Annotated in this window: 21 protein-coding genes; 8 read left to right on the top strand and 13 right to left on the bottom strand. The window is 69.0% G+C overall.

Annotated features, from left to right (window positions below):
• The first annotated feature begins 2 nt into the window (after positions 1-2).
• The 5 genes from ACFOGJ_RS15080 to ACFOGJ_RS15060 all read left to right on the top strand — a co-directional run bounded on the left by ACFOGJ_RS15080 (position 3) and on the right by ACFOGJ_RS15060 (position 5,358).
• The gene (locus ACFOGJ_RS15080; protein WP_379901808.1) at positions 3-1,670 is read left to right on the top strand and encodes an FAD-dependent monooxygenase; all 1,668 of its coding nucleotides are present in this window, start codon (positions 3-5) and stop codon (positions 1,668-1,670) included.
• On the top strand, positions 1,663-1,926 hold the full coding sequence (locus ACFOGJ_RS15075; RefSeq protein ID WP_379901807.1) for a hypothetical protein: 264 nt from the start codon (positions 1,663-1,665) through the stop codon (positions 1,924-1,926). Before ACFOGJ_RS15080 ends, ACFOGJ_RS15075 begins: the two co-directional genes overlap by 8 nt.
• The gene (locus ACFOGJ_RS15070) at positions 1,923-3,056 is read left to right on the top strand and encodes a hypothetical protein (protein ID WP_379901806.1); all 1,134 of its coding nucleotides are present in this window, start codon (positions 1,923-1,925) and stop codon (positions 3,054-3,056) included. Before ACFOGJ_RS15075 ends, ACFOGJ_RS15070 begins: the two co-directional genes overlap by 4 nt.
• Positions 3,057-3,284: 228 nt before the next feature.
• On the top strand, positions 3,285-4,493 hold the full coding sequence (locus ACFOGJ_RS15065; RefSeq protein WP_379901804.1) for an ABC transporter substrate-binding protein: 1,209 nt from the start codon (positions 3,285-3,287) through the stop codon (positions 4,491-4,493).
• Positions 4,494-4,578: 85 nt separating this feature from the next.
• The gene (locus ACFOGJ_RS15060) at positions 4,579-5,358 is read left to right on the top strand and encodes a helix-turn-helix transcriptional regulator (protein ID WP_379901802.1); all 780 of its coding nucleotides are present in this window, start codon (positions 4,579-4,581) and stop codon (positions 5,356-5,358) included.
• On the opposite strand, the gene ACFOGJ_RS30335 is transcribed toward ACFOGJ_RS15060, so the two are convergent.
• The 8 genes from ACFOGJ_RS30335 to ACFOGJ_RS15020 all read right to left on the bottom strand — a co-directional run bounded on the left by ACFOGJ_RS30335 (position 5,286) and on the right by ACFOGJ_RS15020 (position 13,906).
• Positions 5,286-5,588, bottom strand: coding sequence for an SDR family NAD(P)-dependent oxidoreductase (locus ACFOGJ_RS30335; protein ID WP_449288588.1), 303 nt, complete (start codon positions 5,586-5,588; stop codon positions 5,286-5,288). The two genes, ACFOGJ_RS15060 and ACFOGJ_RS30335, sit on opposite strands and share 73 nt — an antisense overlap.
• Positions 5,589-5,673: 85 nt before the next feature.
• The gene (locus tag ACFOGJ_RS15050; RefSeq protein ID WP_379901800.1) at positions 5,674-6,138 is read right to left on the bottom strand and encodes a cytochrome P460 family protein; all 465 of its coding nucleotides are present in this window, start codon (positions 6,136-6,138) and stop codon (positions 5,674-5,676) included.
• A complete protein-coding gene (locus tag ACFOGJ_RS15045) occupies positions 6,135-6,920 on the bottom strand; it encodes a carboxymuconolactone decarboxylase family protein (RefSeq protein ID WP_379901798.1) in 786 nt (261 codons plus the stop codon). Before ACFOGJ_RS15045 ends, ACFOGJ_RS15050 begins: the two co-directional genes overlap by 4 nt.
• 163 nt (positions 6,921-7,083) lie before the next feature.
• Positions 7,084-9,924: a DNA ligase D gene (gene ligD, locus ACFOGJ_RS15040; RefSeq protein ID WP_379901796.1), complete on the bottom strand. Its 2,841-nt coding sequence runs from the start codon at positions 9,922-9,924 to the stop codon at positions 7,084-7,086.
• Positions 9,925-9,931: 7 nt separating this feature from the next.
• Positions 9,932-10,885 (bottom strand): non-homologous end joining protein Ku, encoded by a 954-nt coding sequence (gene ku, locus ACFOGJ_RS15035; RefSeq protein WP_379901794.1) that lies wholly within the window; start codon positions 10,883-10,885, stop codon positions 9,932-9,934.
• 126 nt (positions 10,886-11,011) lie between these two features.
• Entirely contained in the window at positions 11,012-11,986 is a 975-nt protein-coding gene (locus ACFOGJ_RS15030; protein WP_379901792.1) for a ketopantoate reductase family protein, read from the bottom strand.
• A gap of 7 nt (positions 11,987-11,993) precedes the next feature.
• On the bottom strand, positions 11,994-12,770 hold the full coding sequence (locus ACFOGJ_RS15025; RefSeq protein ID WP_379901789.1) for a class II aldolase/adducin family protein: 777 nt from the start codon (positions 12,768-12,770) through the stop codon (positions 11,994-11,996).
• Between the two features lie 32 nt (positions 12,771-12,802).
• Positions 12,803-13,906, bottom strand: coding sequence for a 5-methyltetrahydropteroyltriglutamate--homocysteine S-methyltransferase (locus tag ACFOGJ_RS15020; protein ID WP_379901786.1), 1,104 nt, complete (start codon positions 13,904-13,906; stop codon positions 12,803-12,805).
• 186 nt (positions 13,907-14,092) lie between these two features.
• On the opposite strand from ACFOGJ_RS15020, the gene ACFOGJ_RS15015 reads away from it, so the two are divergent.
• Positions 14,093-15,418: an oxidoreductase gene (locus ACFOGJ_RS15015; RefSeq protein WP_379901784.1), complete on the top strand. Its 1,326-nt coding sequence runs from the start codon at positions 14,093-14,095 to the stop codon at positions 15,416-15,418.
• A 237-nt stretch (positions 15,419-15,655) separates the two neighbouring features.
• On the opposite strand, the gene ACFOGJ_RS15010 is transcribed toward ACFOGJ_RS15015, so the two are convergent.
• Positions 15,656-16,528 carry an ImmA/IrrE family metallo-endopeptidase gene (locus tag ACFOGJ_RS15010; RefSeq protein ID WP_379901782.1) on the bottom strand — a complete coding sequence of 291 codons (873 nt, stop codon included), beginning with the start codon at positions 16,526-16,528 and terminating at the stop codon, positions 15,656-15,658.
• 4 nt (positions 16,529-16,532) lie between these two features.
• A complete protein-coding gene (locus ACFOGJ_RS15005) occupies positions 16,533-16,868 on the bottom strand; it encodes a helix-turn-helix domain-containing protein (protein WP_379901780.1) in 336 nt (111 codons plus the stop codon).
• A gap of 159 nt (positions 16,869-17,027) precedes the next feature.
• Here ACFOGJ_RS15005 and ACFOGJ_RS15000 point away from each other — a divergent pair, with 159 nt between their 5' ends.
• Both ACFOGJ_RS15000 and ACFOGJ_RS14995 read left to right on the top strand, forming a co-directional pair.
• The gene (locus tag ACFOGJ_RS15000) at positions 17,028-17,210 is read left to right on the top strand and encodes a hypothetical protein (RefSeq protein ID WP_379901778.1); all 183 of its coding nucleotides are present in this window, start codon (positions 17,028-17,030) and stop codon (positions 17,208-17,210) included.
• Positions 17,211-17,503: 293 nt separating this feature from the next.
• Complete coding sequence (locus tag ACFOGJ_RS14995) at positions 17,504-18,538, top strand: helix-turn-helix transcriptional regulator (protein WP_379901776.1); 1,035 nt, start codon at positions 17,504-17,506, stop codon at positions 18,536-18,538.
• A 24-nt stretch (positions 18,539-18,562) separates the two neighbouring features.
• Here the strand turns inward: ACFOGJ_RS14995 and ACFOGJ_RS14990 are convergent, their stop codons facing one another.
• From ACFOGJ_RS14990 to ACFOGJ_RS14980, 3 genes are all read right to left on the bottom strand, one after another.
• Positions 18,563-19,762, bottom strand: a complete 1,200-nt coding sequence (locus tag ACFOGJ_RS14990; protein WP_379901774.1) for a GGDEF domain-containing protein — start codon at positions 19,760-19,762, stop codon at positions 18,563-18,565.
• Positions 19,763-19,794: 32 nt separating this feature from the next.
• Complete coding sequence (locus tag ACFOGJ_RS14985) at positions 19,795-21,453, bottom strand: class I adenylate-forming enzyme family protein (RefSeq protein WP_379901771.1); 1,659 nt, start codon at positions 21,451-21,453, stop codon at positions 19,795-19,797.
• Positions 21,454-21,515: 62 nt separating this feature from the next.
• Entirely contained in the window at positions 21,516-22,304 is a 789-nt protein-coding gene (locus ACFOGJ_RS14980) for an SDR family NAD(P)-dependent oxidoreductase (protein ID WP_379901768.1), read from the bottom strand.
• Between the last annotated feature and the right edge of the window lie 6 nt (positions 22,305-22,310).

Here is a 22,310-nt window from a genome sequence, read left to right as displayed (position 1 = left end):
GCGTGTCCGCTACGGCCCTGCACCGGGCCTCCTATTTCGAGTACCGGCCCTATCCCTTCGTGACGCCGCCGGAACTGTCCGGCGGGGCGCCGCGTCACGACGTTGCGATCGTGGGCGCCGGGCCGGTCGGCCTTGCCGTCGCGCTGGACCTGGCGGTCCGCGGCGTCCGCTCCGTCGTCGTGACGGACGGCGATACGGAATCCCCCGGCAGCCGCGCCGCCTGCATCTCGCGCCGTTCGATGGAGATCCTGCAGCAGATCGGCTGCATCGATGCCTTCGAGGCGGTCGCCTTGCCCTGGACCTCCGGCACCTCCTTCTTCCGCGGCCGGCCGATCTACCGCCTGGAGATGCCGCATTCGCGAGACGAGCGGTATTTCCCGATGGCGAACCTGCAGCAGAACCTGCTGGAGCGCATCATGCTGCAGCGCGCCGCCGCGACCGGTCTGGTGGAGATGCGCTGGCGCAGCCGGGTCACCGGGCTGCGGCAGGACGGGACAGGTGTCGTGCTGCAGGTGCAGACGCCGGCAGGCGGCTACGACCTGCAGGCGGCCTATGCCGTCGCCGCGGACGGCGCGCGCTCGACGATGCGCAAGCTGCTGGATCTGGGATTGTCGGGCACCTCCTATTCCGGCCGCTACCTGATCGCCGACATCCACATGCAGAGCCGCTCCCCCACGGAGCGCCGGGCCTGGTTCGACAGCGAGGCGAACCGCGGCTCGACCGTGCTGATGCACCGGCAGCCGCACGACATCTGGCGGGTGGACTACCAGCTGCGGGATGGCGACGATTCCGACGCGGAGATGCAGGAGCCGCGGCTGCGCCGCAGGATCCAGGAGGTGCTGGACATGGCGGGCGAGACCGCGCCGTGGGAGCTCGACTGGGTCTCGCTCTACAGCGCGCACTGCCTGTGCCTGGAGTCCTACCTGCACGACAGGGTGGTCTTTGTCGGCGATGCGGCGCACCTTGTGCCGATCTTCGGCGTGCGCGGGCTGAACTCAGGGCTGGCCGATGCCAACAATCTCGGCTGGAAGCTCGCCGCCGTCCTGGACGGGTCCGCACCGGCCACCCTGCTGCAGAGCTACAGCGCTGAGCGGCGGGCCGCGACACTGGACATCTTCCAGGAGGCGGGGAAGTCCACGCGCTTCATGACCCCGCCGACCCGCGGCTACCGGCTGCTGCGCCGCGCGGCGCTCTCCCTCTCGCTGTCGGAAGGCTGGGCCGGCGCGCTGGCCAATCCCCGGCAGAGCACCGCCTTCACCTACGCGGAGAGCCCGCTGAACGTCTGGCCGGAGGGTGAGGCGGACTTCCGTGCCGGCCCTGCCGCCGGCAGCCCTCTCTGCTCGGTCCGGCTGGACGAGGGCTTCCTGCACGACCGGCTCGGCACCCGGGCGCTGCTTCTGTATTTCGCAGGGGACGGGGACGAGCGGGAGATGCTGGCCGACCTGACGGCGGTCGCCGACGCGAAGACAGCCGACCTGCTGGTCGTCGACGGCGAGGGCGCGGCCGGCCTGGCCGATCCGGATGGCCGCATCGCGGCGGCCTACGATGCCGCCCCCGGCACCCTCTACCTGGTACGGCCCGACTGGCATGTCGCCGGGCGGACCAGGCGCCGGCCGGACCGCGCGTCCATTGCCGCCGCCATGGACAGGATCCGGGGGACCCATGCCTGACGCATCCCAGCCCGCCGCCGCTGACGTCGAGGCGATCTACGAGGCGCTGGCCCAGGGCGTGGATCGCGCACGGCAGGCCGTCGATGCCGGCGGCGACAGTCTCGGCGCGGCCCGTGCGGTGGAGGCGGAGGCGCTGTTCCTCGCCAAGCTGGCCCTGGCCGCGCTTCGCGAGCTGGGTTCGGCGCAACGGACCCAGGGCCTGATCGACGCGGCGCTGCGGGACCTCGCCCTTTCCCTGCCGGAGGACCGGCCATGACAGAGCCGCAGCTTGCCGTCATCCCGGTCGCCTCCGGCGCGGCACATGAAAGCCAGTCCGGCCTGAACCAGAACTGGCCGCGGATCTACGGCGCCTGGCGCCAGCCGGCGGACTGGTCCGGCTGCGCCGCGATCGTCGTCCATCCGACCTCGAACTTCATGAACCACTACCTGCTGGAGCCGCTGCACCGGCGCGGCGTGGCGAGCATGGGGCTGAACACCCGCTATCTGGGCAACGACGTGTCGCTGCTGATGGAGCGCGCGATCCAGGATGTCGGCGCCGGCGTGCGCTGGTGCCGCGACAGGGGGGCGCGGAAAGTCGTCCTGATCGGCAATTCCGGCGGCGCGGCGCTGGCGGCCTTCTACCAGTCCCAGGCCGAGCATCTGACGATCCGCGACGCGCCCGACGGGACGGCGATCGAGCTGTCGCCCGCGGACCTGCCCGCCGTCGACGGGATCCTGCTCTGCGCCGCCCATGCCGGGCGCTCGCGTCTGCTGCGCGGCTGGATCGACCCGGCCCTGCTGGACGAACGCGACCCCGACCGGCTCGACCCCGGGCTGGACCTGTACGGCCGCCGCCATGCGCCCCCCTATCCGGCCGACTTCGTGGCCGCCTTCCGTGCCGCCCAGGCAAGGCGCCACGACAGACTCGATGCCTGGGTGCGCCGGCGGCTCGAGACCCTGCGCGGCAGCGGCAAGGCGCGGGACGAGGCCTTCGTGATCCATCGCACCCATGCCGACCCGCGCTTCCTGGACCTTTCGCTGGATGCGAACGACCGCCAGGCCGGCAGCGTCTGGGGCGATCCGGCTGCGGTGAACGTCGCGGCCAACTCGATGGGCCGCTTCACGACCCTGACCGCCTACCTGTCGCAATGGTCGATGGCCAGCCGGGCGGACGGGCCCGATCGCCTGGCGGAGACCTCTGTGCCGGTGCGGTTGCTGGACTATACCGCCGACCAGTCGGTCTTCCCCTCCACCATCGCCGCATGGTCGGGAGCGCTTGCCGGCCGTTCGGAAGCGGCGCGATGGGACCTGCACCGGATCCCCGGCGGCAATCACTATCTCGCCGGCCAGCCGGACCTGGTGGAGCAGGCCGCCGACCTGATCGCGGATTTCGCGACCGGCCTCTGAACCGTCACGGGACGGGGCCTGCGCGTCCCGGCGCGGGCTTCCGGGGACTGTCCCTTTCCAGGGGGACAGCAGGCAAAGGGCCCCCTCCATAGAGTCTGTGGAAACCCGCCGGGCGCGCGGCAAGCCGGAGGTGCCGACCCCGACGGGGCGGGCGATCCGATCTCCGCGAGGACCGGGCCCGCGGCGCTCCGATAACAACAGGATCCACAGGGAGGCTCCGTCCGAACGATGACCCGCACCATTCTGCTGGCCGCCACCGCGGCCGTCGCACTCGCCGCCACGCCCTCCCTCGCCGCGGAATACGGACCCGGCGTGTCCGATACGGAGATCAAGCTCGGCAACACCATGCCCTATAGCGGGCCGGCATCCGCGTTCGGGACGATCGGCAAGGCGATCGGCGCCTGCTTCGACGAGATCAACGCCGATGGCGGCATCAACGGCCGGAAGATCACCTGGATCTCCCTCGACGACGGCTACAGCCCGCCGAAGACGGTCGAGCAGACCCGCAAGCTGGTAGAAAGCGAGAAGGTGCTGGGCATCGTCGGCAGCCTGGGCACGCCGACCAGCTCCGCCGTGCACCGCTACCTGAACCAGAAGAAGGTGCCGCAGCTGTTCGTCGCCAGCGGCGCCAGCAAGTGGGACAACCCGGAAGACTATCCCTGGACCATGGGCTGGCAGCCCAGCTACCTGACCGAGGCGGAGATCTTCGGCCGCTACATCCTGGAGAACCTGCCGGACGCCAAGATCGCGATCCTCTACCAGAACGACGATTACGGTAAGGACTATGTGAAGGGGCTGCGGAACGTCCTGGGCGACAGGGCGGACACGATGATCGTGGCGGAGGAAACCTACGACGTCACCGACCCGACGATCGATTCCCAGATCGTCAACCTGAAGAACTCCGACGCCAACGTGTTCTACAACGTCACCACGCCGAAGTTCGGCGCGCAGGCGATCCGCAAGGTCGCCGACCTGAACTGGGACGTTGTGCACCTGCTGAACTCGGCCTCGAACTCCGTCGCCACGGTGCTGACGCCGGCCGGCCTTGACCGCGCGAAAGGCGTCATCTCCGCCGTCTACATGAAGGATCCGACCGATCCGGCCTGGCAGGACAGCCCCGATTACAAGGAATGGGCCGCGTTCATGAAGGCTCACTACGCCGACGGCGACATGACCGATGCCTTCAACGGCTTCGGCTATGCGGTCTGCAAGACCGTGGCGCAGGTGATCCGGCAGATGGGCGACACCCTGACCCGCGAGAACATGATGAAACAGGCGGCCAACCTGCAGGACCTGGAGGTGCCGATGGTGCTGCCGGGAATCCGGATCGACACCGCGCCCGGCGACCATGCGCCGATCCAGCAGGCACAGCTGCAGCGCTTCGACGGCAAGGAATGGGTCCGCTTCGGCGCCGTCCTGTCGACCGGCGGGGAGTGAGGAGCAGACGGCTCTGCCTTTGCCCACCCCCTTCCGGCGCCCTAGTTTAGGGCATTGGGCTCACGCTTCCGGGGGAAGGCGGACGGTGACGAACTTCGTCTCATTCGATCTGTGCGGCGACCTGGTCGGGACGGTCGGCACGCAGCAGTTCGGCCGCGCCCTGATGCGGGCGGGGCGCGAGGTGGTCGATGCCGACTATTGCTCGCTGTTCGCCTTCGCTGCCGACGGGCCGCCGGTCTGCCTTGCCTCCTGCGGGACGCAGACCGATCGCCACGCCCTGGAGGCGTCGCGCCGCTACACCGACCGGCACTGGCGCAGCGACCCGGTGCTGTCCGACGGTGCCACCGTCACGCCGGTCGGCCAGCTCCACAGGGGCCTCGACCTGAGCGTCGACGAGGCCTATCGCGCCGAATGCTTCGACAATCTCAACATCGGCGACCGGCTGCTGCTCCTGTTCGACGATGACGCGTGCCGCCTGCGGCTCAGCTTCTACCGGTTCCGTACCCATGCCGCGTTCGGGGATTCGGACGTGGAGCGGGTGGTGAATGCCGGATCCTTCTTCCTGAAGGCGGTACGGCGCCATTTCGGCCTGGCCCGGGCGGCGGCGCTGAACCCGATGAACGGCGAGCTGTCGATCCCGCTGGTCGAGGAGCGGATGCGGCAGCTCGGGATTCCCTTCAGCCCGCGGGAGATCCAGGTCTGCAGCCGGATCCTCTCCGGCATGACGGCGGAAGGGATCGCCCTGGACCTGGAGATCGGCCACAACAGCGTCGTGACCTATCGGAAGCGCGCCTACGCCAAGCTCGGCATCGCCACGCAGAACGAGCTGTTCGCCCGCTGCCTGTCCGGCTTCCCGGCAGTGTAGGCGGCGCCTCCGACGGCGGCCGGCGGGCCTATTCCGTCTGCACGGTGGGGCGGAACAGGATCTCGTTCACATCGACCTCGGCCGGCAGCCAGCTTTTCCAGGCGGTCCGCCCGGCGCGCGCCCAGCACGACCTTTGCACCCTTGCTCGCCAGGTCCCGCGCCGTGGCCTCGCCCATGCCGCTGGAAGCGCCGGTGATGACGACGACCTTGCCTTCGATTTGATCGCTCATGGCGAATGTCTCTCATTCATTTTCTGGCGCCGCACCGGGCGGCCTACATGTGTCACTGCTGCCGGTACGGCTTCTGCCGTCGGCGCTATTCGACGCTTTTCATCCGGTCGACCGTGAAGACGAAGTCCTGGCGGGCCTGCGGCCGGTGGCAGGACATGCAGCGCGTACCGTCCTCGGCCGGGTTCGGCGTTCCGTCGGCGGCGAACTCCCGGAACAGCCAGTCGCCGGCACCGGTGCCGGCGGGCGACAGCGCGCCCCAGCCGTCGCGCTTCTCCATCACGACATAGCGATGCAGGTCGCCGCCGCGATAGTCGACCAGGGTGATCACGGTCCCGCTCGGGAAGGGCTCGCCACGCTTCGCCGCTTCGATCGCCTCGCGGTCGGTATAAAGTTCCTCGGTGATATTGCCGCGCTCGACGGTACCGTAGTGCAGACCCTCGGCATGATCCTCGGGAAAGCCGACCAGGCTGTTGTCGGCGAAGGCCGCGCCGGCGGAGAGCGCCGCGGCGAGGCAGCCGGCCAGGACGGCAGGCGCCGTCAGGACAGTCATTTTTCTTCCCGCGCGGCGAAGACCTCCTTCGCCACCGGCAGGGCCGAAAAGACGTTCGGCCAGCCGGCATAGAAGGCGAGCTGGGTCAGGACCTCCGACGCCTCGGGCTTCGTCAGCCCGTTGTCCATCGCCTTGTTGAGGTGGAAGGGCATCTGCTCCACCTTGCCGGTCGCCACCAGGGCGCTGACCGTCACCAGGCTGCGGTCCCGCGGCGTCAGCGCCGGTCGCAGCCACAAGTCGAGGAACAGCAGGTCGCGTGTCTTGTCGACGACGCCGGGGGAGACATCGCCGAACCGCTCCTGCACGAAGCTCTCGCGCCGCGCCTCCGCCTCCGCGTCCAGCGGCAGCAGGGTCGGGTCCGCGGCCGGCAGCTGGCCGGTGCCGATGCCCCGCTCGGCGAAGGCCGCCGCCGCCACCTCGGCCGCGGACACGGCATTGCCCCAGCCGGTGTAGAAGGCCAGGTGGGTGATCAGTTCCGAAAGCTCGGCCGCGCGGACACCGTTCTCCAGGGCCCGGTCGACCTCGTCCGGCATGTCATCGGCCTGGTTGCGTGCCACCAGCGCGGCCAGGGTGACCAGGCTGCGGTCCCGCGGCGACAGGTCCGGCCGCTGCCAGACATCGCCATACAGGCTGTCGCGCATATAGGCGGCCAGCGCCGGCGTTGCCGACTGCACGGCGGCCGGAACCGCAGGCGCGCCGCCGTCCCGGGCGCTCGCTGTCGGGGCATGGGCCGCCTGGGCAATGGCGGTCGACAGCACCAGGGCTGCTGCAAGACGCTTCATGTCGGGATCTCCGTCGACTGGTCCAGTGAAATGCGGTATGGCCCGGCATGCAGGCCATGTCGCCTGGTCAGTAGATCGGGGATCGGGGCGCGGATGATAACCGGCCGCAATCCGCTAGATCCTATGAGGCGTTCTCATCAATCTCTTGCGGGACGCGAGGCACCTACCGCTGCCGCAGCGCCTTGATCAACGCGCCCTTGTCCATCTTCGAGCGGCCGTCGACATCGAGCTCCTTGGCCCGCTCGTACAGGTCCTGCTTCGACCAGTCCTCGTAGGGCGGCGCCTTGCCGCCGCGCTTCGAGGGCTGCTGCTTCGGGTTCGCCTTCGCATTGGCGATGCGGGCGGCCTTCTCCTTGCTCATGCCCTCGTCGCGCAGGTCCTCGTACAGCTTGTCCTTCTTGACCTGCGGCCCGTGATCCTTCGCCATTTTCCTGCCTCCTGTCTGCGGGTCCGCCACGGCCTTCAGCGCCGCCGCGGTGATCTTCTGCCGGCAATCGAAATAGCCCGCCCAGGGATCGGCCTTCAGCCGGCCCAGGCGGCGGCGCAGCTTCGCCATGTCGTAGTCGCCGCCGGAGCTCGCGCGGGCCAGTTCGTCCCAGCTGACCGGCACGGCCACCGGCGCGCCCTTGCGGGCCCGCGCGCTGAACGGGCAGATCGCGGTGGCACCGCGTTCGTTGCGGAGCCAGTCCAGGAAGATCCGCCCCTTGCGGGCCTGTTTCGACGCCTTCGCCACGAAGCGGTCCGGCGCGGCCTGCGCCAGGCGTTCGGACAGGCCGCGGGCGAAGCCCTTCACCTCCTCCCAGCCGCGGACGGGGGTGAGCGGCACCACGACATGCACCCCCTTGCCGCCGGTCAGCAGCGGGAAGCTCTGCAGCCCCAGCGCCGCCAGCAGGTCGCGCATGTCGCGCGCGGCAGCGCGGACCGCCGCGAAACCCAGCCCCTCGTCCGGATCCAGGTCGAAGACCAGCCGGTCCGGCTTCTCGACATCCTTCGCCGGCGCACCCCAGATGTGCAGCTCCAGCACGCCGAACTGCGCCATGGCGCGCAGGCCGGCCGCATCCTCGACATAGAGGTAGTCGGCCTTCGTGCCGTCCTTCTCGACGATCGGCAGGGCATGGACCGCATCGGGCATGCCCGGCATGCGGTGGCGCTGGAAGAAGCAGGCCTTCGCCCGACCCTGCGGACAGCGCACCAGGCTCAGCGGCCGGTGGGCCAGGTGCGGCAGGATATGATCGGCCACCGCCGCCAGATAGCCGGCCAGGTCGCCCTTGGTGATCCCCTGTTCGGGGAACAGCACCCGGTCGGGATGGGTCAGTGCAATACCGTCGCCGGCCGCAGCCGTCTCGTCTGTCTGTGAGCGGTCCAAATGCACCTCCTCCGCCGCCTTGTCTTCGCGCAGGCCCTGAAAGGCGGGGTGGCGCAGCAGGCCGTCGGGTGTGCGTTCGGTATAGGCGATCTGCGCCACCAGCTTCGGCGTCACCCAGTGCGCCGTCCGGGCAATCGCGGCGGGCACGTCGTCGAACGGTGCGGTCTTGCGCGCCAGCGGCCGCATCTTCGCCGCCAGTTCCGTCATCGTATCGCCGTCGAACCCGGTCCCCACCCGGCCACGATAGACCAGGTCCCCGCCTTCGAAGGTGCCCAGCAGCAGGGAGGCGAAGGGACGGCCCTTCTTGTCGGACGGGGAGAAGCCGGCGATCACGAATTCCTCCCGCCGGGCGCACTTGGCCTTCAGCCAGTCGCGGCCCCGCCCCGAGCGGTAGGGCCGGTCCGCCCGCTTGGAGACGATGCCCTCGAGCCCCAGCTCGCAGGCATGGGCGTGGACGGCCGGCCCCTCGCCCGCCAGATGGTCGCAGAAGCGCAGCTCCGCGCCTTTGCCCGCCAGCCCCTCGCCCAGCAGGTCGCGCAGGGCCGCCTTCCGCTCGTGCAATGGCGCCTTGCGCAGGTCGGCTCCGTCGCGGTGCAGCAGGTCGAAGGCGACGTAGCAGAGTGCGGCGCCGCTCTCCATCGCCTGCTGCAGGGCGGCGAAGTCGCTGCGGGGCATGCCGTCCCCGGCATCGCCGTCGCCGCTCAGGGCCACGACCTCGCCGTCGATCACCGCAGTCGTCGCCGGCAGGTCCTGCAACAGGTCGCGGATCGCGGGGAAGCGACCGGACCAGTCCTTCCGGTTGCGGGTCATCAGCCGCACCCGGCCGCCGTCCAGGATCGCCTGGATGCGGTAGCCGTCCCACTTGATCTCGTGCAGCCAGTCACCGCCCTGCGGCGCCGCATCGACCAGGGTCGCCAGCTGCGGCGCAACGAAGGTCGGGCGTGCCTTGCCCCGCGCGCCGGTGGAAGCGGAGCTCTTGGCCGCGCTGGCAGCCTTGCCGCGGCGCTTGGCGGACCGCTCCTCCGCCGCGCCGAGGACCGCACCGCCTTTCGCGATCTGCGCCATCGTGCGGCCCGAGGCGACGCTGTCGGTGTGCCGCTTCAGGAGGCCGCCGGAGGCATCGGCCGCGTCGTCGCGCTCCTTCACCAGCAGCCAGTTCTCGCGCTTCTCCTTCTTCTTGCCGCGCATCCGCACCAGCGCCCAGTCGCCGGTCAGGCGCTCCCCATGCAGGTGGAAGGACAGCTTGCCCTTCTTCAGCCCCTCGGCGGGATCCTCCTTCGACTCCCAGGTGCCGCGGTCCCACAGCATGACCGTACCGCCGCCATACTCGCCTTCCGGAATCACGCCTTCGAAATCGCCATAGGCGAGGGGATGGTCCTCGGTCCGCACCGCCAGCCGCTTCTCCTTCGGGTCGAGGCTGGGGCCGCGGGTCACCGCCCAGCTCTTGAGCACCCCGTCCAGCTCCAGCCGGAAGTCGTAGTGCAGGCGCGAGGCGTCGTGCTTCTGGATCAGGTAGGCGCCACCGTTCCGCCTGCCGGCACGGCGCTTTCCGGCCTTGCCGGCGGGTTCCGCCGTGCGCCGGAAGTCGCGTCGGCGGTTGTACTCATCGAGGGCGGAGCCTGGCTGCCGTGTCGCCATGGCACCCTCAGCTCGCCTTGCGCCGCGAGGCGGTGCGGCTACCGGCCTTGCCGCCAGACGAGGACTTCGCGGCGGACGACTTGCCGGAAGAGGACTTGCCGGAAGACGTCTTGCCGGACGCGGACGAGCCGGATGCCGACTTGCCGCTCCCCTTCTTGCCGCCACCCTTCTTGCCGCCACCCGTCACGCTGCTGCGCAGCGCCTCCATCAGGTCGATCACCTGGCCGCCACCGCGCCCGTCGCCTTCCGCCGCCTCGACCACCGCCTTGCCCTTGCGCTTGCGTTCGATCAGGTCGCGCAGCGCCTCGGCATAGCTGTCCTGGAAGGCGTCGGCATCGAACGGCTTGGACTTTCGCTCGATCAGTTCCTGCGCCAGTTCCAGCATCTCGCCCTCGATGTCGAGGTCAGGGATATCGTCGAACACCTGGTCGGTGTCGCGCACCTCGTCGGCATAGCGCAGGGTCTCCAGCAGCAGGCCGCGGCCGCAGGGCTTGATGGCGGCGAGATATTCCTTGCCGCGCATCGCCATCTGGCCGAGCCCGACCTTGCCCGCGTCGCGCAGGGCTTCGCGGATAACGACGAAGCCCTCCGCCGCACTGTCGTCCTGCGGCGCCATGTAGTAGGGCCGGTCGAAATAGCGCGGGTCGATCTCCCTATGGTCGACGAACTGCACCAGGTCGATGCGGTCGCGGCTCTCCAGGCGGATCTCGTCCAGCTCCTCCGGCTCGATCAGGACATAGTTCTCCTTGTCGAGCGCGAAGCCGCGGACGATCTCGTCCGGGTCCACCGGCCCCACCCCGGCTGCCACCTTTTCGTAGCGGATGCGCTTGCCGGACGGCTTGTGGATCTGGTGCAGGCGGAGCGCGGCGCGGCTGCGGGTCGCCGCGAACAGGGTCACCGGCACGGCGACCAGGGAAAGCCGCAACTGTCCCTTCCAATATGCCCGCGGGGCCTCTGCCATGACGGCGCACGATCCTCCTGCTGCGTGCCGCCCGGTTGCGGCACCGAAAAGGAAACGCAGCGGCCGGCAGCGGGGTTCCCGGCGGGATCGGGCGGCGGGATCGGGCGGCGGGATCGGGCGGCGGGATCAGGCGGCGGCCAGGCTCTCGTCCAGCAGGCGCGCCAGGCCGTAGATCGCGCGGGTTGACGGCACCGGCACCTGCAGCCGGTCGGCGATCTCCACCACCGCGCCGACGATCGGCTCCAGCTCCAGCCGGCGGCCGGCATCGACGTCCTGCAGCATCGAGGTGCGGAACGGCCCCAGCTTCAGCGCCAGCGCCACCCGCGCATCGGGATCGAGTTCGAACGCCAGCCCCAGCGAATCGGCCAGGGTCATGATCTCGCGCATGGTGGCGACGCAGATCGCCTTCGATTCCGGATCGCCGGCGATCCGGTCCACCGTCGCCCGGGTCAGCGCGCTGATCGGGTTGAAGTTGAGATTGCCGGCCAGCTTCTCCCACACCGCCTCACGGATCCGCGGCGTGCGTTCCACGCCGAAGCCCGCACCCTCCAGCAGGTCCGCCACCCGGTCGGCCTGCGGCTGCACCGCCGGGGTCGGCGGGCCGATGATCAGGCGGTTGCCACCGTGATTGTGGACATGGCCGGGCTGCGGTACGGAGCAGCTGATATGCACCACCGCACCGGTCACCCGCTCCGCCGGGAAGGCGGCGGCCAGCGCGCCGCCCGGATCGACGGACTGCAGCGGCGTATCGGCCAGCGGGCCGCCGAAGCCCTGGAAGAACCAGAACGGCACGCCGTTCACCAGCGGCACCAGCAGGGTGTCGGGGCCTGAAAGGGCCTTGAGCCCGTCGATCACGCCGGGCAGGGCATTGGCCTTCACGCAGGCGAGGATCATGTCCTGCGGCCCGGCCTCGGTGGGATCGTCGGTGACCTTCAGGTCGTGACGGGTTCTGTCCTTGCCGACGGTCAGGTGCAGGCCGTCGGACCGGATCGCCTGCAGGGTGGCGCCGCGGCAGATCCCGGTGACATCGTGCCCGGCGGCAACCAGGCGGGCCGCGACCAGCCCGCCGATCGCGCCGACGCCATAGACGGCGAGCCGCATCGCCCGCTCAGCTCCGCCAGGACGGGTCGCGGCGATCGGCCAGGCGGCCCATCGCCTCGAACACGTTCCGGCCGGCGCCGTGGCGCGGGTCGAACTGCAGCGCGTCGCGCGTACATTTCGCCCGGATCTCCTCCGGGATCGGGATGCAGGGGCCGAGATTGGCCCCGGCCAGCTGGATCTCGCAGGCCCGGTTCAGGGTCCAGAGCAGCGCAAAGGCCGACGGCAGGTCGGCCCCCCAGGTCAGCAGGCCATGGTTGCGCAGGATCACCGCCGGCCGGTCGCCGATCGCCGCCAGCAGGCGCGGCCCTTCCTCCGCATGCACGGTGATGCCCTCGAAGTCGTGACAGGCGACCTTGTCGTGCAGCTGCGCGGAATAGAAATTGTCCATCGACAGCCCGGCCTGCGAACAGGCGACCGCAACGCCGGCCGTGGTGTGGGTGTGCATCACGCAATGGGCCTGGGGGATCCCGGCGTGGATCGCGGCATGGACGGTGAAGCCCGCGGGGTTCACCGGCCAGTCGGACTGCCCCACCACATTGCCCTGCAGGTCGATGCAGACCAGGTTCGAGGCGGTCACCTCCGAATAGTGCAGGCCGAACGGGTTGATCAGGAAGCGCGGCTCCCCGCCCGGCCCGGTCTCGGGCAGGCGCAGGGTGATGTGGTTGTAGATCAGTTCCGTCCAGCCGAGCAGATCGAAGATCCGGTAGCACTGCGCCAGGTCCTGGCGCGCCTGCCATTCCGTCTCGCCCATGCCCGCCGGGCGCGCTGTCCGCATCACGTTCATGTCCGCCTCCTGCCCGCCCCAGCCGGGGCGGCTCAGCCGCCCCAGACCTCCGCGGCCGTGTTCACCACCAGGCCCAGCTTCGCCTTCTCGTCATCCACCGTCACGGCATTGCCGTGGTGCGTGCTGGAGAAGCCGCATTGCGGGCTGAGGCAAAGCCGCTCCAGAGGCACGTACTTCGTCGCCTCCTCGATCCGGCGCTTCAGGTCGCTCTCCGCTTCCAGGTCCGGGGTCTTGGTGGACACCAGGCCCAGCACAACCACCTTGCCGTCGGCGAGGTGGCGCAGCGGCTCGAAGCCGCCGGCGCGCTCGCTGTCATATTCCATGAAAAAGCCGTCGACCGCCATCTTGCCCAGCACCTCCGCGGCGACCGGCTCGTAGCCGCCCTGCGCCACCCAGGCGCTCTTGAAATTGCCGCGGCACATATGGACCGTCACATGCAGGCCGGCGGGACGGTCCTTCAGCACCTCGTTGATCAGCGACACGTAGAGCTTCAGCGTCTCGTCCGGATCGTCGCCGCGGTCGCGGAACATCTGCCGCATGCCCTCGTCGCAGAGATAGGCGAAGCTGACATCGTCGATCTGCAGATAGGTGCAGCCGGCCGCGGCCAGGTCGGCGATCTCCTTCCGATAGGCGGCGGTGAGGTCGGCCCAGAAGCTGTCCATGTCGCGATAGGCCGCCGGATCGACCGCCTCGTTGCCGGGGCGCAGATGGATCATCGCCGGGCCGGGCAGGGTGATCTTCGGCGTCTGCGTCGTCACCGACTTCAGGAAGGCGAAATGGTCGACGAAGATCGGCGCGCCGCGGCTGACCTTGCCGGTCACCTTCACCATCGGCGGCTGCTCGGTGTTGGAGAAGCTCTGCGAGCGCCGCGCCTCCCAGATCTCGCAGCCCTCGAAGGCGGAGAGGAAGTCCAGGTGCCAGTAGTCGCGCCGGAACTCGCCGTCGGTGATCGCCTGCATGCCGATCCCTTCCTGCAGGGCGACGACCTCGCGGATCGCTTCATCCTCCGCCGCCCGCACCGCATCCGGCGGCAGTTCGCCGGCCTTGCCCTTCGCCCTTGCCTCCGCCAGGGCCGGCGGCCGCAGCAGGCTGCCGACCTGGTCGGCGCGGAACGGCGGCGTTGTGCGTGCGGTCATGCCCGTCTCCTCCTTTGGAACGCATTATCTTTGGGGAACGCATTTCTTGGCGCGCAGTCTAGCGGCCCGCTGCGGACCTAGCACCGCCCCTTCTGTCCACTGCCCGGATGACAATTGGCCCCCTTCTGGCCGCGACCGACGGCCGGGGCTAGGCTGCATAGGCCTGTCAACCATTGCCGGACCGCCATGCCGATCGATATCAGCACACCCCTTGCCCTGCCCTGCGGCGCCACCCTTCGCAACCGGATCGCCAAGGCCGGCCTGACCGAGGGCCTGGCCAATCTGCGCAACCAGGCAACGGAGGCGCATTGCCGCCTCTACCGGCGCTGGTCGCTGGGCGGCGCCGGTCTGCTGCTGACCGGCAATGTGCTGATCGACCGGTCCTGCATGGAACGGCCGCTGAATGTCGCGGTGGACGGCAATCTGGACGAAGGCGGTCGCGCCGCCCTGGCCGCCTGGGCGCGGGCGGGGACAGAGGGCGGCAATGCCTTCTGGATGCAGATCAACCATGCGGGGCGGAAAAGCCCGGCGTCGATCACACCGCAGCCTGTCGCGCCTTCCGCGATTCCGATCGGCGCCGCCGTCGGTCCCGGCCGGGCGCGCAGGCATGGCGTGCCGCGCGCCCTGGACGAGGGTGAGATCGAGGCGCTGATCGACCGCTATGTCGCCACCGCGGTGACCGCACGGGAGGCGGGCTTCACCGGCGTGCAGTTCCATGCCGCGCACGGCTACCTGCTGGCGGAGTTCCTGTCGCCGCTGGCCAACCACCGGCAGGACGAATGGGGCGGGGCGCTGGAGAACCGCGCCCGCATGCTGCTGGAGGTGGTGCGCCGGGCAAGGCAGGCGCTGGGGGCCGATTATCCGATCGGGGTGAAGATGAACTCCGCCGACTTCCAGCGCGGCGGCTTCACCCCGGGCGAGGCGGAGCAGGTGGCGCTCTGGCTGCAGGCGGCAGGGGTCGACCTGCTGGAACTGTCCGGCGGCTCGTCGGAAAGCTACGCCATGCTGGGCCAGCCGGGCGAGTCCGAGGAGAGCGCCCTGTTGACCCGCTCCACCGCGGAGCGGGAGGCCTATTTCGTGCTGTTCGCGGAGGCGATGCGCAAGGTGCTGGACATGCCGGTGATGGTCACCGGCGGCTTCCGCAGCCGGCGGGCGATGGATGCCGCGCTGGCGGCCGGCGCGGTGGATATCGTCGGGCTGGGCCGGCCGATGTGCCTCGAGCCCGACCTGCCGCGGCGCCTGCTGGCCGACCGGGACGCCGTCGCGCCCTCGCCGGAGGCCGACATGCGCCCCGACCCCGCGGCGGCGCCGGACGATGCGCCACCGGCGGCGGTGCAGGCGGCGCTGGCCCGCGCCCCGGTCGCCTATTTCGCCGAACAGATGGTCGAGATGGGAGCCGGCCGTGCGCCGGACCTGAAGCTGGGCCTGTACGAGGCCGGCCGCCGCTACCTGGAGCGCGAGGCGGAGGCCGCGGCGGCCTGGTGTGCCGCGCGGGCCGACGAGGCGGCATAAAGCCCAGCACCAGAATCTTGTCCTACTGAGGATTTCCGCTTCATCTTTTGGCAGCCGCGATCTAGCCAAGACCGATGTGGAAAGCGAGCTTGGCACGTGGAGCGGAAGGCTCGAGGCTCGCCTCCAATTGCTGTTAGACCTCCTTAGTATACAGAAAAAAGATTTGCAGCTTCATGAAACGCGAATTGCTCTCTCCTTCGAGAGGACACGACATCGTGGTGATATCTGAATAACTTCCTATCGGCGGCCGCTGCGGTGTAGTGTTGGCGGCACCCATTCTTCTTCTGCGTCGTCGTAAACATCCTCATCAGCTTCATCGAGGGTGAGAAGTGTCATTCGAAAGTTGTTCTTTTGAGCGATGGTTTGCTCATAGACAGCGGATCGATCCGCATTGCTCAACCAGATATCACCGGAAACCTCCGCCCACTGAGATGGCGTCCCTTGCGGTGTATCAGATCTGAGGGAGAGGCAACCCGACGGCAGCGGATCACGGCCCCACACCGCCAGACGCGGAAAACGCTGATGCGCCTTCGCGTAGCGGACGATGCCGTCTCGCGAGAAGACGATTGCGCAGGGTTCATTGGCTCTTGAAACGTAGCGTCTCGCTGCTGACTCCCGGCTGACGTCGAATTCGTCTGACAAATCTAAAATGTGCTGCATCTCTGCACCATCACAGTTCCGAAGAAATGCATTCATCAGATGAGAGGGCATAAGCAGCTCTGCTGCGAATTGGTTTGCTTCGACTTCCATTTTCGCAGCGCGATCATTTCTGTTGAAACGCTCCTGGACCATATCCGCTGCCCGACACCGAAAACCATCAGTGGTCGCAGGCCTGTGCCATGGGTTCACGTAGTGTCCAAGCTCATGCCCAATCGTGTAGCGCTTTCTCCGTTCAGATCGTCGGGCGTTGACGAGGATCGCTCCTTCCGACTTGTCGGAAGGAGCGATGAGACCGCCCTCAAGGCCATCAAGCGCGCTCTCACGTATCTCGATGATGTCGAGCGCCGTCGCGATATCACGAACGGGGACCGGACCGGTATGCCCAGGCATTTGATCGAGGATCGCTTTGGCGAGACGCGCAGGATCACCGCCGGCGTCATCAATCTCCATTCGGTCAAGTCTTAACATCGCGGCCCCGGCGCCGTTTGAGCATGGACTGGATCATGTCGTCGAGTACCGCCCTATCAACTTCCTCGAGTTCGCCGGCTTGGCGAAACATTCGCATGAGTTGCTCATCGTCTGCAGCTTCGTGTGATTCGCCGACGAGAAAGCGGATCGTCACCCGAAAATGGTCCGCGAGCTTGCGCAGAATCTCAAGTGACGGATTTTGACTGCGGCCCTTCTCGAGCTCCCAAATATGAGTTCTTGAAACCCCCACTGCCTCGGCCACGTCTTGCAGCGACTGGCCGCTTTTGACCCGCAGCTCCTGAAGTCGCGTAGCGAGCGACATGTTCACCCCTCCCAAGGTCACGCCTACGAGGCCGCCTGAACGTCTGTCAGACAACGTGATACGAAATCATAGCGCCAGGTCTTGACAACAGCAATGTAAGACACAATGATACGAATATGGCAGCCATGGTGGATGCCGGTGATAGTAGGAGAAGTGAGCATGTTGAAGACGAAGGCCCGTGCCCCGATCGGCACGACTGCGAAGACTGGTGAGGTCTGCCCCGAGAGCGGTGTCTGGAAGGTGATGGGGAATCCCACCACCACGGCGCCGATCGCTGAGGGCAATCGCATGCCGCCCTATTCGGGGCGGGCGGTTACCTGGCAGCTGATTCAGTATGCGTGAGCAGGGGTGTCCCGCACAGTATGCGTGGACGCTCCTTCGAGGGGGGCCGGGATCGGTTCAGCCGATCTCGGCCCATTTTCTAAAATTCTATTTCACTATTGCTAAATTTCGCGATTGACTGAAGTGGGTGCTTTCGCAACTACGGAAGGGTCTTCCTTTGGCGTGAGCATTTAGTCTGAGACCCACTTGGCACCGGCACCGTCGCCCCAACGCGGGCGCAGCGACACCTGGAACGGCGCTCCGATCTTCGCTAGGATGTGCCTTTCGCACCTGCACAAGAGTCGCCTGCTCGCATGAGTCCGTCTCTGCAGACCCGTCAGACATCGGCCCCAGAGGGCCATACCGCCTACGCGAATATCGACGGGGTGGCGCTTGACCGTCGCCTGCGCGCCTGGAACGACGCGCTCTACGATACCTACTATCCGCTGGACGTGATCCCGACCGCATCCGACAGCTTCCGCTGCGGGCAGCTGGTCGCCGACGATGTCGGCGCCGTGCGGGTCGGCTGGGTGTCGAGCGACCCGATGATCGTGCATCGCGGCCGCGGCCATCTGACGCGGGAGGGCGGCGACTTCGTCCTGCTGCCGATGCCGGTCGACGACCCGCTGCGCCTGCACCAGCGCGGCCGCGAGTCCCTGGTGCGGCCCGGCGACCTGGCGATGGTGGCGACCTGCGACACCTATACCTACGAGCAGCGGACCTGGAACCGGCACCGCACCCTGCGCCTGCCGGGCCAGGTCCTGCGACAGCGGGTGCCGCATCTGGAGGACCTGACCGCGGTGCAGTTCCGCGGCGGCCAGCCCAGCGTCGACCTGTTCATGGACTTCGCCGGATCCTATTGCCGCCACGCCGCGCGGATGAGCCCGGACGCCGCCAGCGCGGCGACCCGCACCCTGCTCGACCTGCTGGTCCTGGCCCTGTCGGGGGAAGATAGGGAGGGCGGCCGCGGCACCGCCGTCCAGGTCGCGCACGGCCAGCGCGCGCTGCGCTATATCGAGGCGAACCTGACCGATCCGGAGCTCAATGTCGGCCGGGTGGCAGCGGCGGTGAACGTCTCGGAACGCTACCTGCAGCAGATCTTCGCCGGCCGCGGCCAGTCGGTGTCCGAACTGATCCGCAACCGCCGCATCGAGGCGGCGAAGCGGATGCTGGAGGAACCCCAGTCGCGCGGCACGACGATCGCCGTGATCGCCCTGCGGGCGGGGTTCCACGACCCGGCCCATTTCAGCAAGCTGTTCCGCGCCGCCACCGGCATGACGCCGAAGGCCTATCGGGCGGAGATGCTGGCCGGGCGGCCCCCGGATGCGGGGGAGTCGCGGATCGACTGAGCGCGCCGACGTGACCCGTCCGGATCAGCGGCCGCCCTGCGTGGCGGCCACCCCGGCAGGTGCCGGGCCGGCGATGGCAATGTCGCCTTCCCGGCTATCGGCCAGGCGGACGCAGTCACGCCCTGCGGCCTTTGCCGCATAGAGCGCCCCGTCGGCCGCATCCAGCGGCAGGTCCGCCGCGCCTGCCCCGGCCGGCAGCAGGGCCACGCCGATGCTGACCGTCACGGGTACCTGTCCGTCCGCCGTCGCGACCGGGTGCGCGGCCACCGCGGCGCGGATCCGATCCGCGATCCGGACCGCCAGGTCCGAGGTCTCCGCCGCCACCAGGGCGGCGAATTCCTCGCCCCCCAGGCGACCCAGAAGGTCGCCGGGCCGCAGTTCTCCCTCCACCCTGCGACAGAAGGCGATCAGTACCTCGTCGCCGGCCCGGTGGCCATGGTTGTCGTTGATCCGCTTGAAATGGTCGAGGTCGAACATCAGCAGCGCGGTGCCCGCGGGGCCGCCGCCGGCCGCAGCGCGGGACGCGAAGGCGTCCAGCAGGCCGCGCCGGTTCAGTACGCCGGTCAGCGGATCGGACAGTGCAAGGCGACGCCAGCCGGTGTCCGCGCGGTCCCGCAGCAGGCTGCCGCCGAAGATCGCCATCGCCAGGACGACCAGGACGGAGGCCAGGCCATCCGCCCAGCCCAGCGCGAAGCCGGCGAAGTCCTGCGGCTGCAGCCAGAGCGCAAGCACTGTGGTCCCGAGCCCCCAGGCCGTGCCGGATAGCAGGATCACCGCCATCACCTGGCGGCTCGGCGGCGCATCCGGCACGCGCGGCCAGAACGCCAGGCCGAGGCAGAAATAGCAGTAGGCGATGCCGACATTGGCGACCGCGGTGCGCAGGTAGAACGTGTCGCGGAGGTCCGGCACCGTCATGGCCAGCAGCCAGAGCGGCAGCGGCAGGAACGCCGCGGCCTGCAGCCTGCGGCCATCGAGCCGATAGGTGCCGGAGATCCAGCAGCCGAAGGCGGCGAACAGCAGGAAGTTGGCAAGCTGCGCCGACAGGAGATCGGGGATCTGGTGGCGCGCGCTCAGCAGCGCCGCTCCCACCGCGCAGAGCAGGAAGCCGGCGCCCCACCAGAGGTAGACCGACGCGCGGTCGCGCCGCCAGAGCACCAGCAGGACCAGCGCGACCGCGAGCGAGACAGCCGACCAGCTGACCAGGGCCGTGACGAAATCCAGCACGATGAGGCTCCGCGCGCCGCGGGCCGGACGTGTCAGCCGGACGCCGCCGCCGCCCTGGCCGCCTCCACCTCCGCCCAGTAGGGCTGACGCAGGTCCTTCTTCAGCACCTTGCCGATGGAGCTGCGCGGCAGCTCCTCCCGGAACTCCACCGCGGCGATCCGCTGCGGCTTGCCAAGCTGGCCGTTCGCCCAGGCCCGCAGCGCTTCCGCCTCGATGCCCGCCCCCGGCTTGCGCACGACCAGGGCCAGCGGAGTCTCCCCCCATTCCACGGACGGGATGCCGATCACCGCCACGTCGGCCACCTCCGGATGGCGGGACAGGACCGCCTCCAGGTCGGCGGCATAGACGTTGAAGCCGCCGGAGATGATCATGTCCTTCTTCCGGTCCAGCAGGGTGACGAAGCCGTCCTCATCCATCCGGCCCATATCGCCGGAGCGGAAGAAGGCACGGCCATCCTTGTCGTACCACAGCATCTCGCGGGTCTTGTCGGGCTGGCGGTAATAGCCGGACATCATGGTGAAGGAGCGGCCGACCAGTTCCCCGGTCTGCCCGCGCGGCAGCTCGTTGCCCTGGTCGTCGATGATCTTCAGCTCGGTGCCGAAGCCGGGCTGGCCGACGGTGTGCAGCTTGTCCGGATGGGCCACCACGTCGAGCATGCAGGAACCGCCGCCCTCGGTCAGGCCATAGACCTCCACCATGCCGCCCGGCCATTCCGCGGCGATCCGCCGCTTGGTCTCCATCCGCAGCGGCGCGCTGGTCGACAGCTTCATGCGGAAGCTCGACAGGTCCGCCTTCGCGAAGTCGGGATGCACCAGCAGGCGCTCGTACTGCACCGGCACCAGCATCGCATGGGTCACGCGGTGCGCCTGCGCCAGGGCCAGGAAGCGGGCGGCGTCGAACTTGCCCATGATCACCGCGCAGCCGCCCTGCGCCAGGGTCGGGATGAAGGCGACCAGGGTGGTGTTCGAATAGAACGGCGTGGAGACCAGGGAGACGGCCTCCGGATTGTAGCCCATCGCCTCGAAGCGGCGGATCAGGAACCAGCGCAGGGCGTGGCTGTGCAGGATGCCCTTCGGCACCCCGGTGGTGCCGGAGGAATAGATGATGTTGAAATGATCCTCGGGCCGGATCTCCACTTGCGGGTCGCTGTCCGGCGCCGCGTCGCGCCAGGCGGCAAAGGGCTGCCAGCCCTCGGCATCGAAGTCGATGGCAATCCGCCCACCGGGCAGCAGGCCGTCGAGCCGGTCGGCGAACGGCGCCGCCAGGTCACGCATGCCGGCGCCCAGGAAGAACACCCGGCTGTCGGAATCCGCGATCATCCCCTCCAGCTGCTGCGGGCTGGCCATGGTCGAGAGCGGCACGACGCAGCCGCCGGCACGCAGGATACCGAAGAACAGCTCCGCATAGGCGATCGACGGCGGCGCCAGCACCGCCGCCTTGTCGCCGCGGCCGAATCCCATGGCGATCAGGGCGTTGGCGATGCGGCTCACATCGCGGTCGAACGCCGCCCAGGGTACCGTGACGCCGTCGCAGACCAGAGCCGGGCGGTCCGGCTGCACCCGGGCCCAATGCGCCAGCATCTCGGGGATCGGCTGGAACGGACCCTGGTCCGGCGCCGACATCGGCGAGGGCGATTCGAACAGCCCCTCGAACGGCGCGTCCCGATCCCGTCCCGCAGCTTGCTCCACCATCCTACCCGTTCCTCCCATCGTTACTGTCGCGCTGTCCTGCGGTGTCCGCTCGGCCCGCCCGCTCAGCGCGCAACATGCGGGGCGAAGCCCAGATGCAGGCCGGCATCCGGCATCAGGGTCTCCCCGGTGATATGATCACTGCCTTCGCCGCAGAAGAAGAGCACGACGACCGCTATATCCTCCGGCCTGCCGGCGCGGCGCAACAGGGTCGTCTCCTCCTGCTGCTTCACCCGCGCCGCATAGCGCTCCGGCCCCAGCTCGTCGGCGAACCAGCGGGTGCCGATGAAGCCGGGGCAGACCGCATTCACCCGGATCTCCGGCGCCAGGGAGCGGGCGAGCGACAGGGTCATCGTGTTCAGCGCGCCCTTGGAAGCGGCATAGGCCATCGACGAGCCGATCCCGGTCACCCCGGCGATGGAGGAGATGTTGACCACCGCGCCCTTGCCCGCCGCCCGCATCGCCGGGGCGCAGGCCCGCACCATCTGGTAGGCGCCGACCACGTTCACCCGGTAGATGTCGACGAAATCCTCCGCGTCCAGGGCGTCGAGATCGGCCTGGTCGGCGAAGCGGGTGATGCCCGCATTGTTGACCAGGATGTCGATCCGGCCCCAGCGCTCCAGCGCCTCTGCCGCCAGCCGGCGGCAGTCGGCATCGCTGGCGACGTCCGCCTGGATCGCCACCGCTTCGCCGCCGGCATGGCCGATCGCGGTGCAGCAGGCCTCGGCGTCCGCCGCGCTGCGCGAATAGTTCACCGCCACCCGAGCGCCCTCCGCCGCCAGGCGGGTCGATACCGCCGCTCCCAGGCCGGTGCCGCCGCCGGTGACGATCGCGACCTTGTCCTTCACTGACATGATGCC

Source organism: Marinibaculum pumilum, from assembly GCF_042646425.1.
Taxonomy (GTDB): Bacteria; Pseudomonadota; Alphaproteobacteria; order Ferrovibrionales; family Ferrovibrionaceae; genus Marinibaculum; species Marinibaculum pumilum.
Note: the sequence above shows the minus strand (reverse complement) of the source record. Positions and strands in the feature narration are given on the sequence as shown.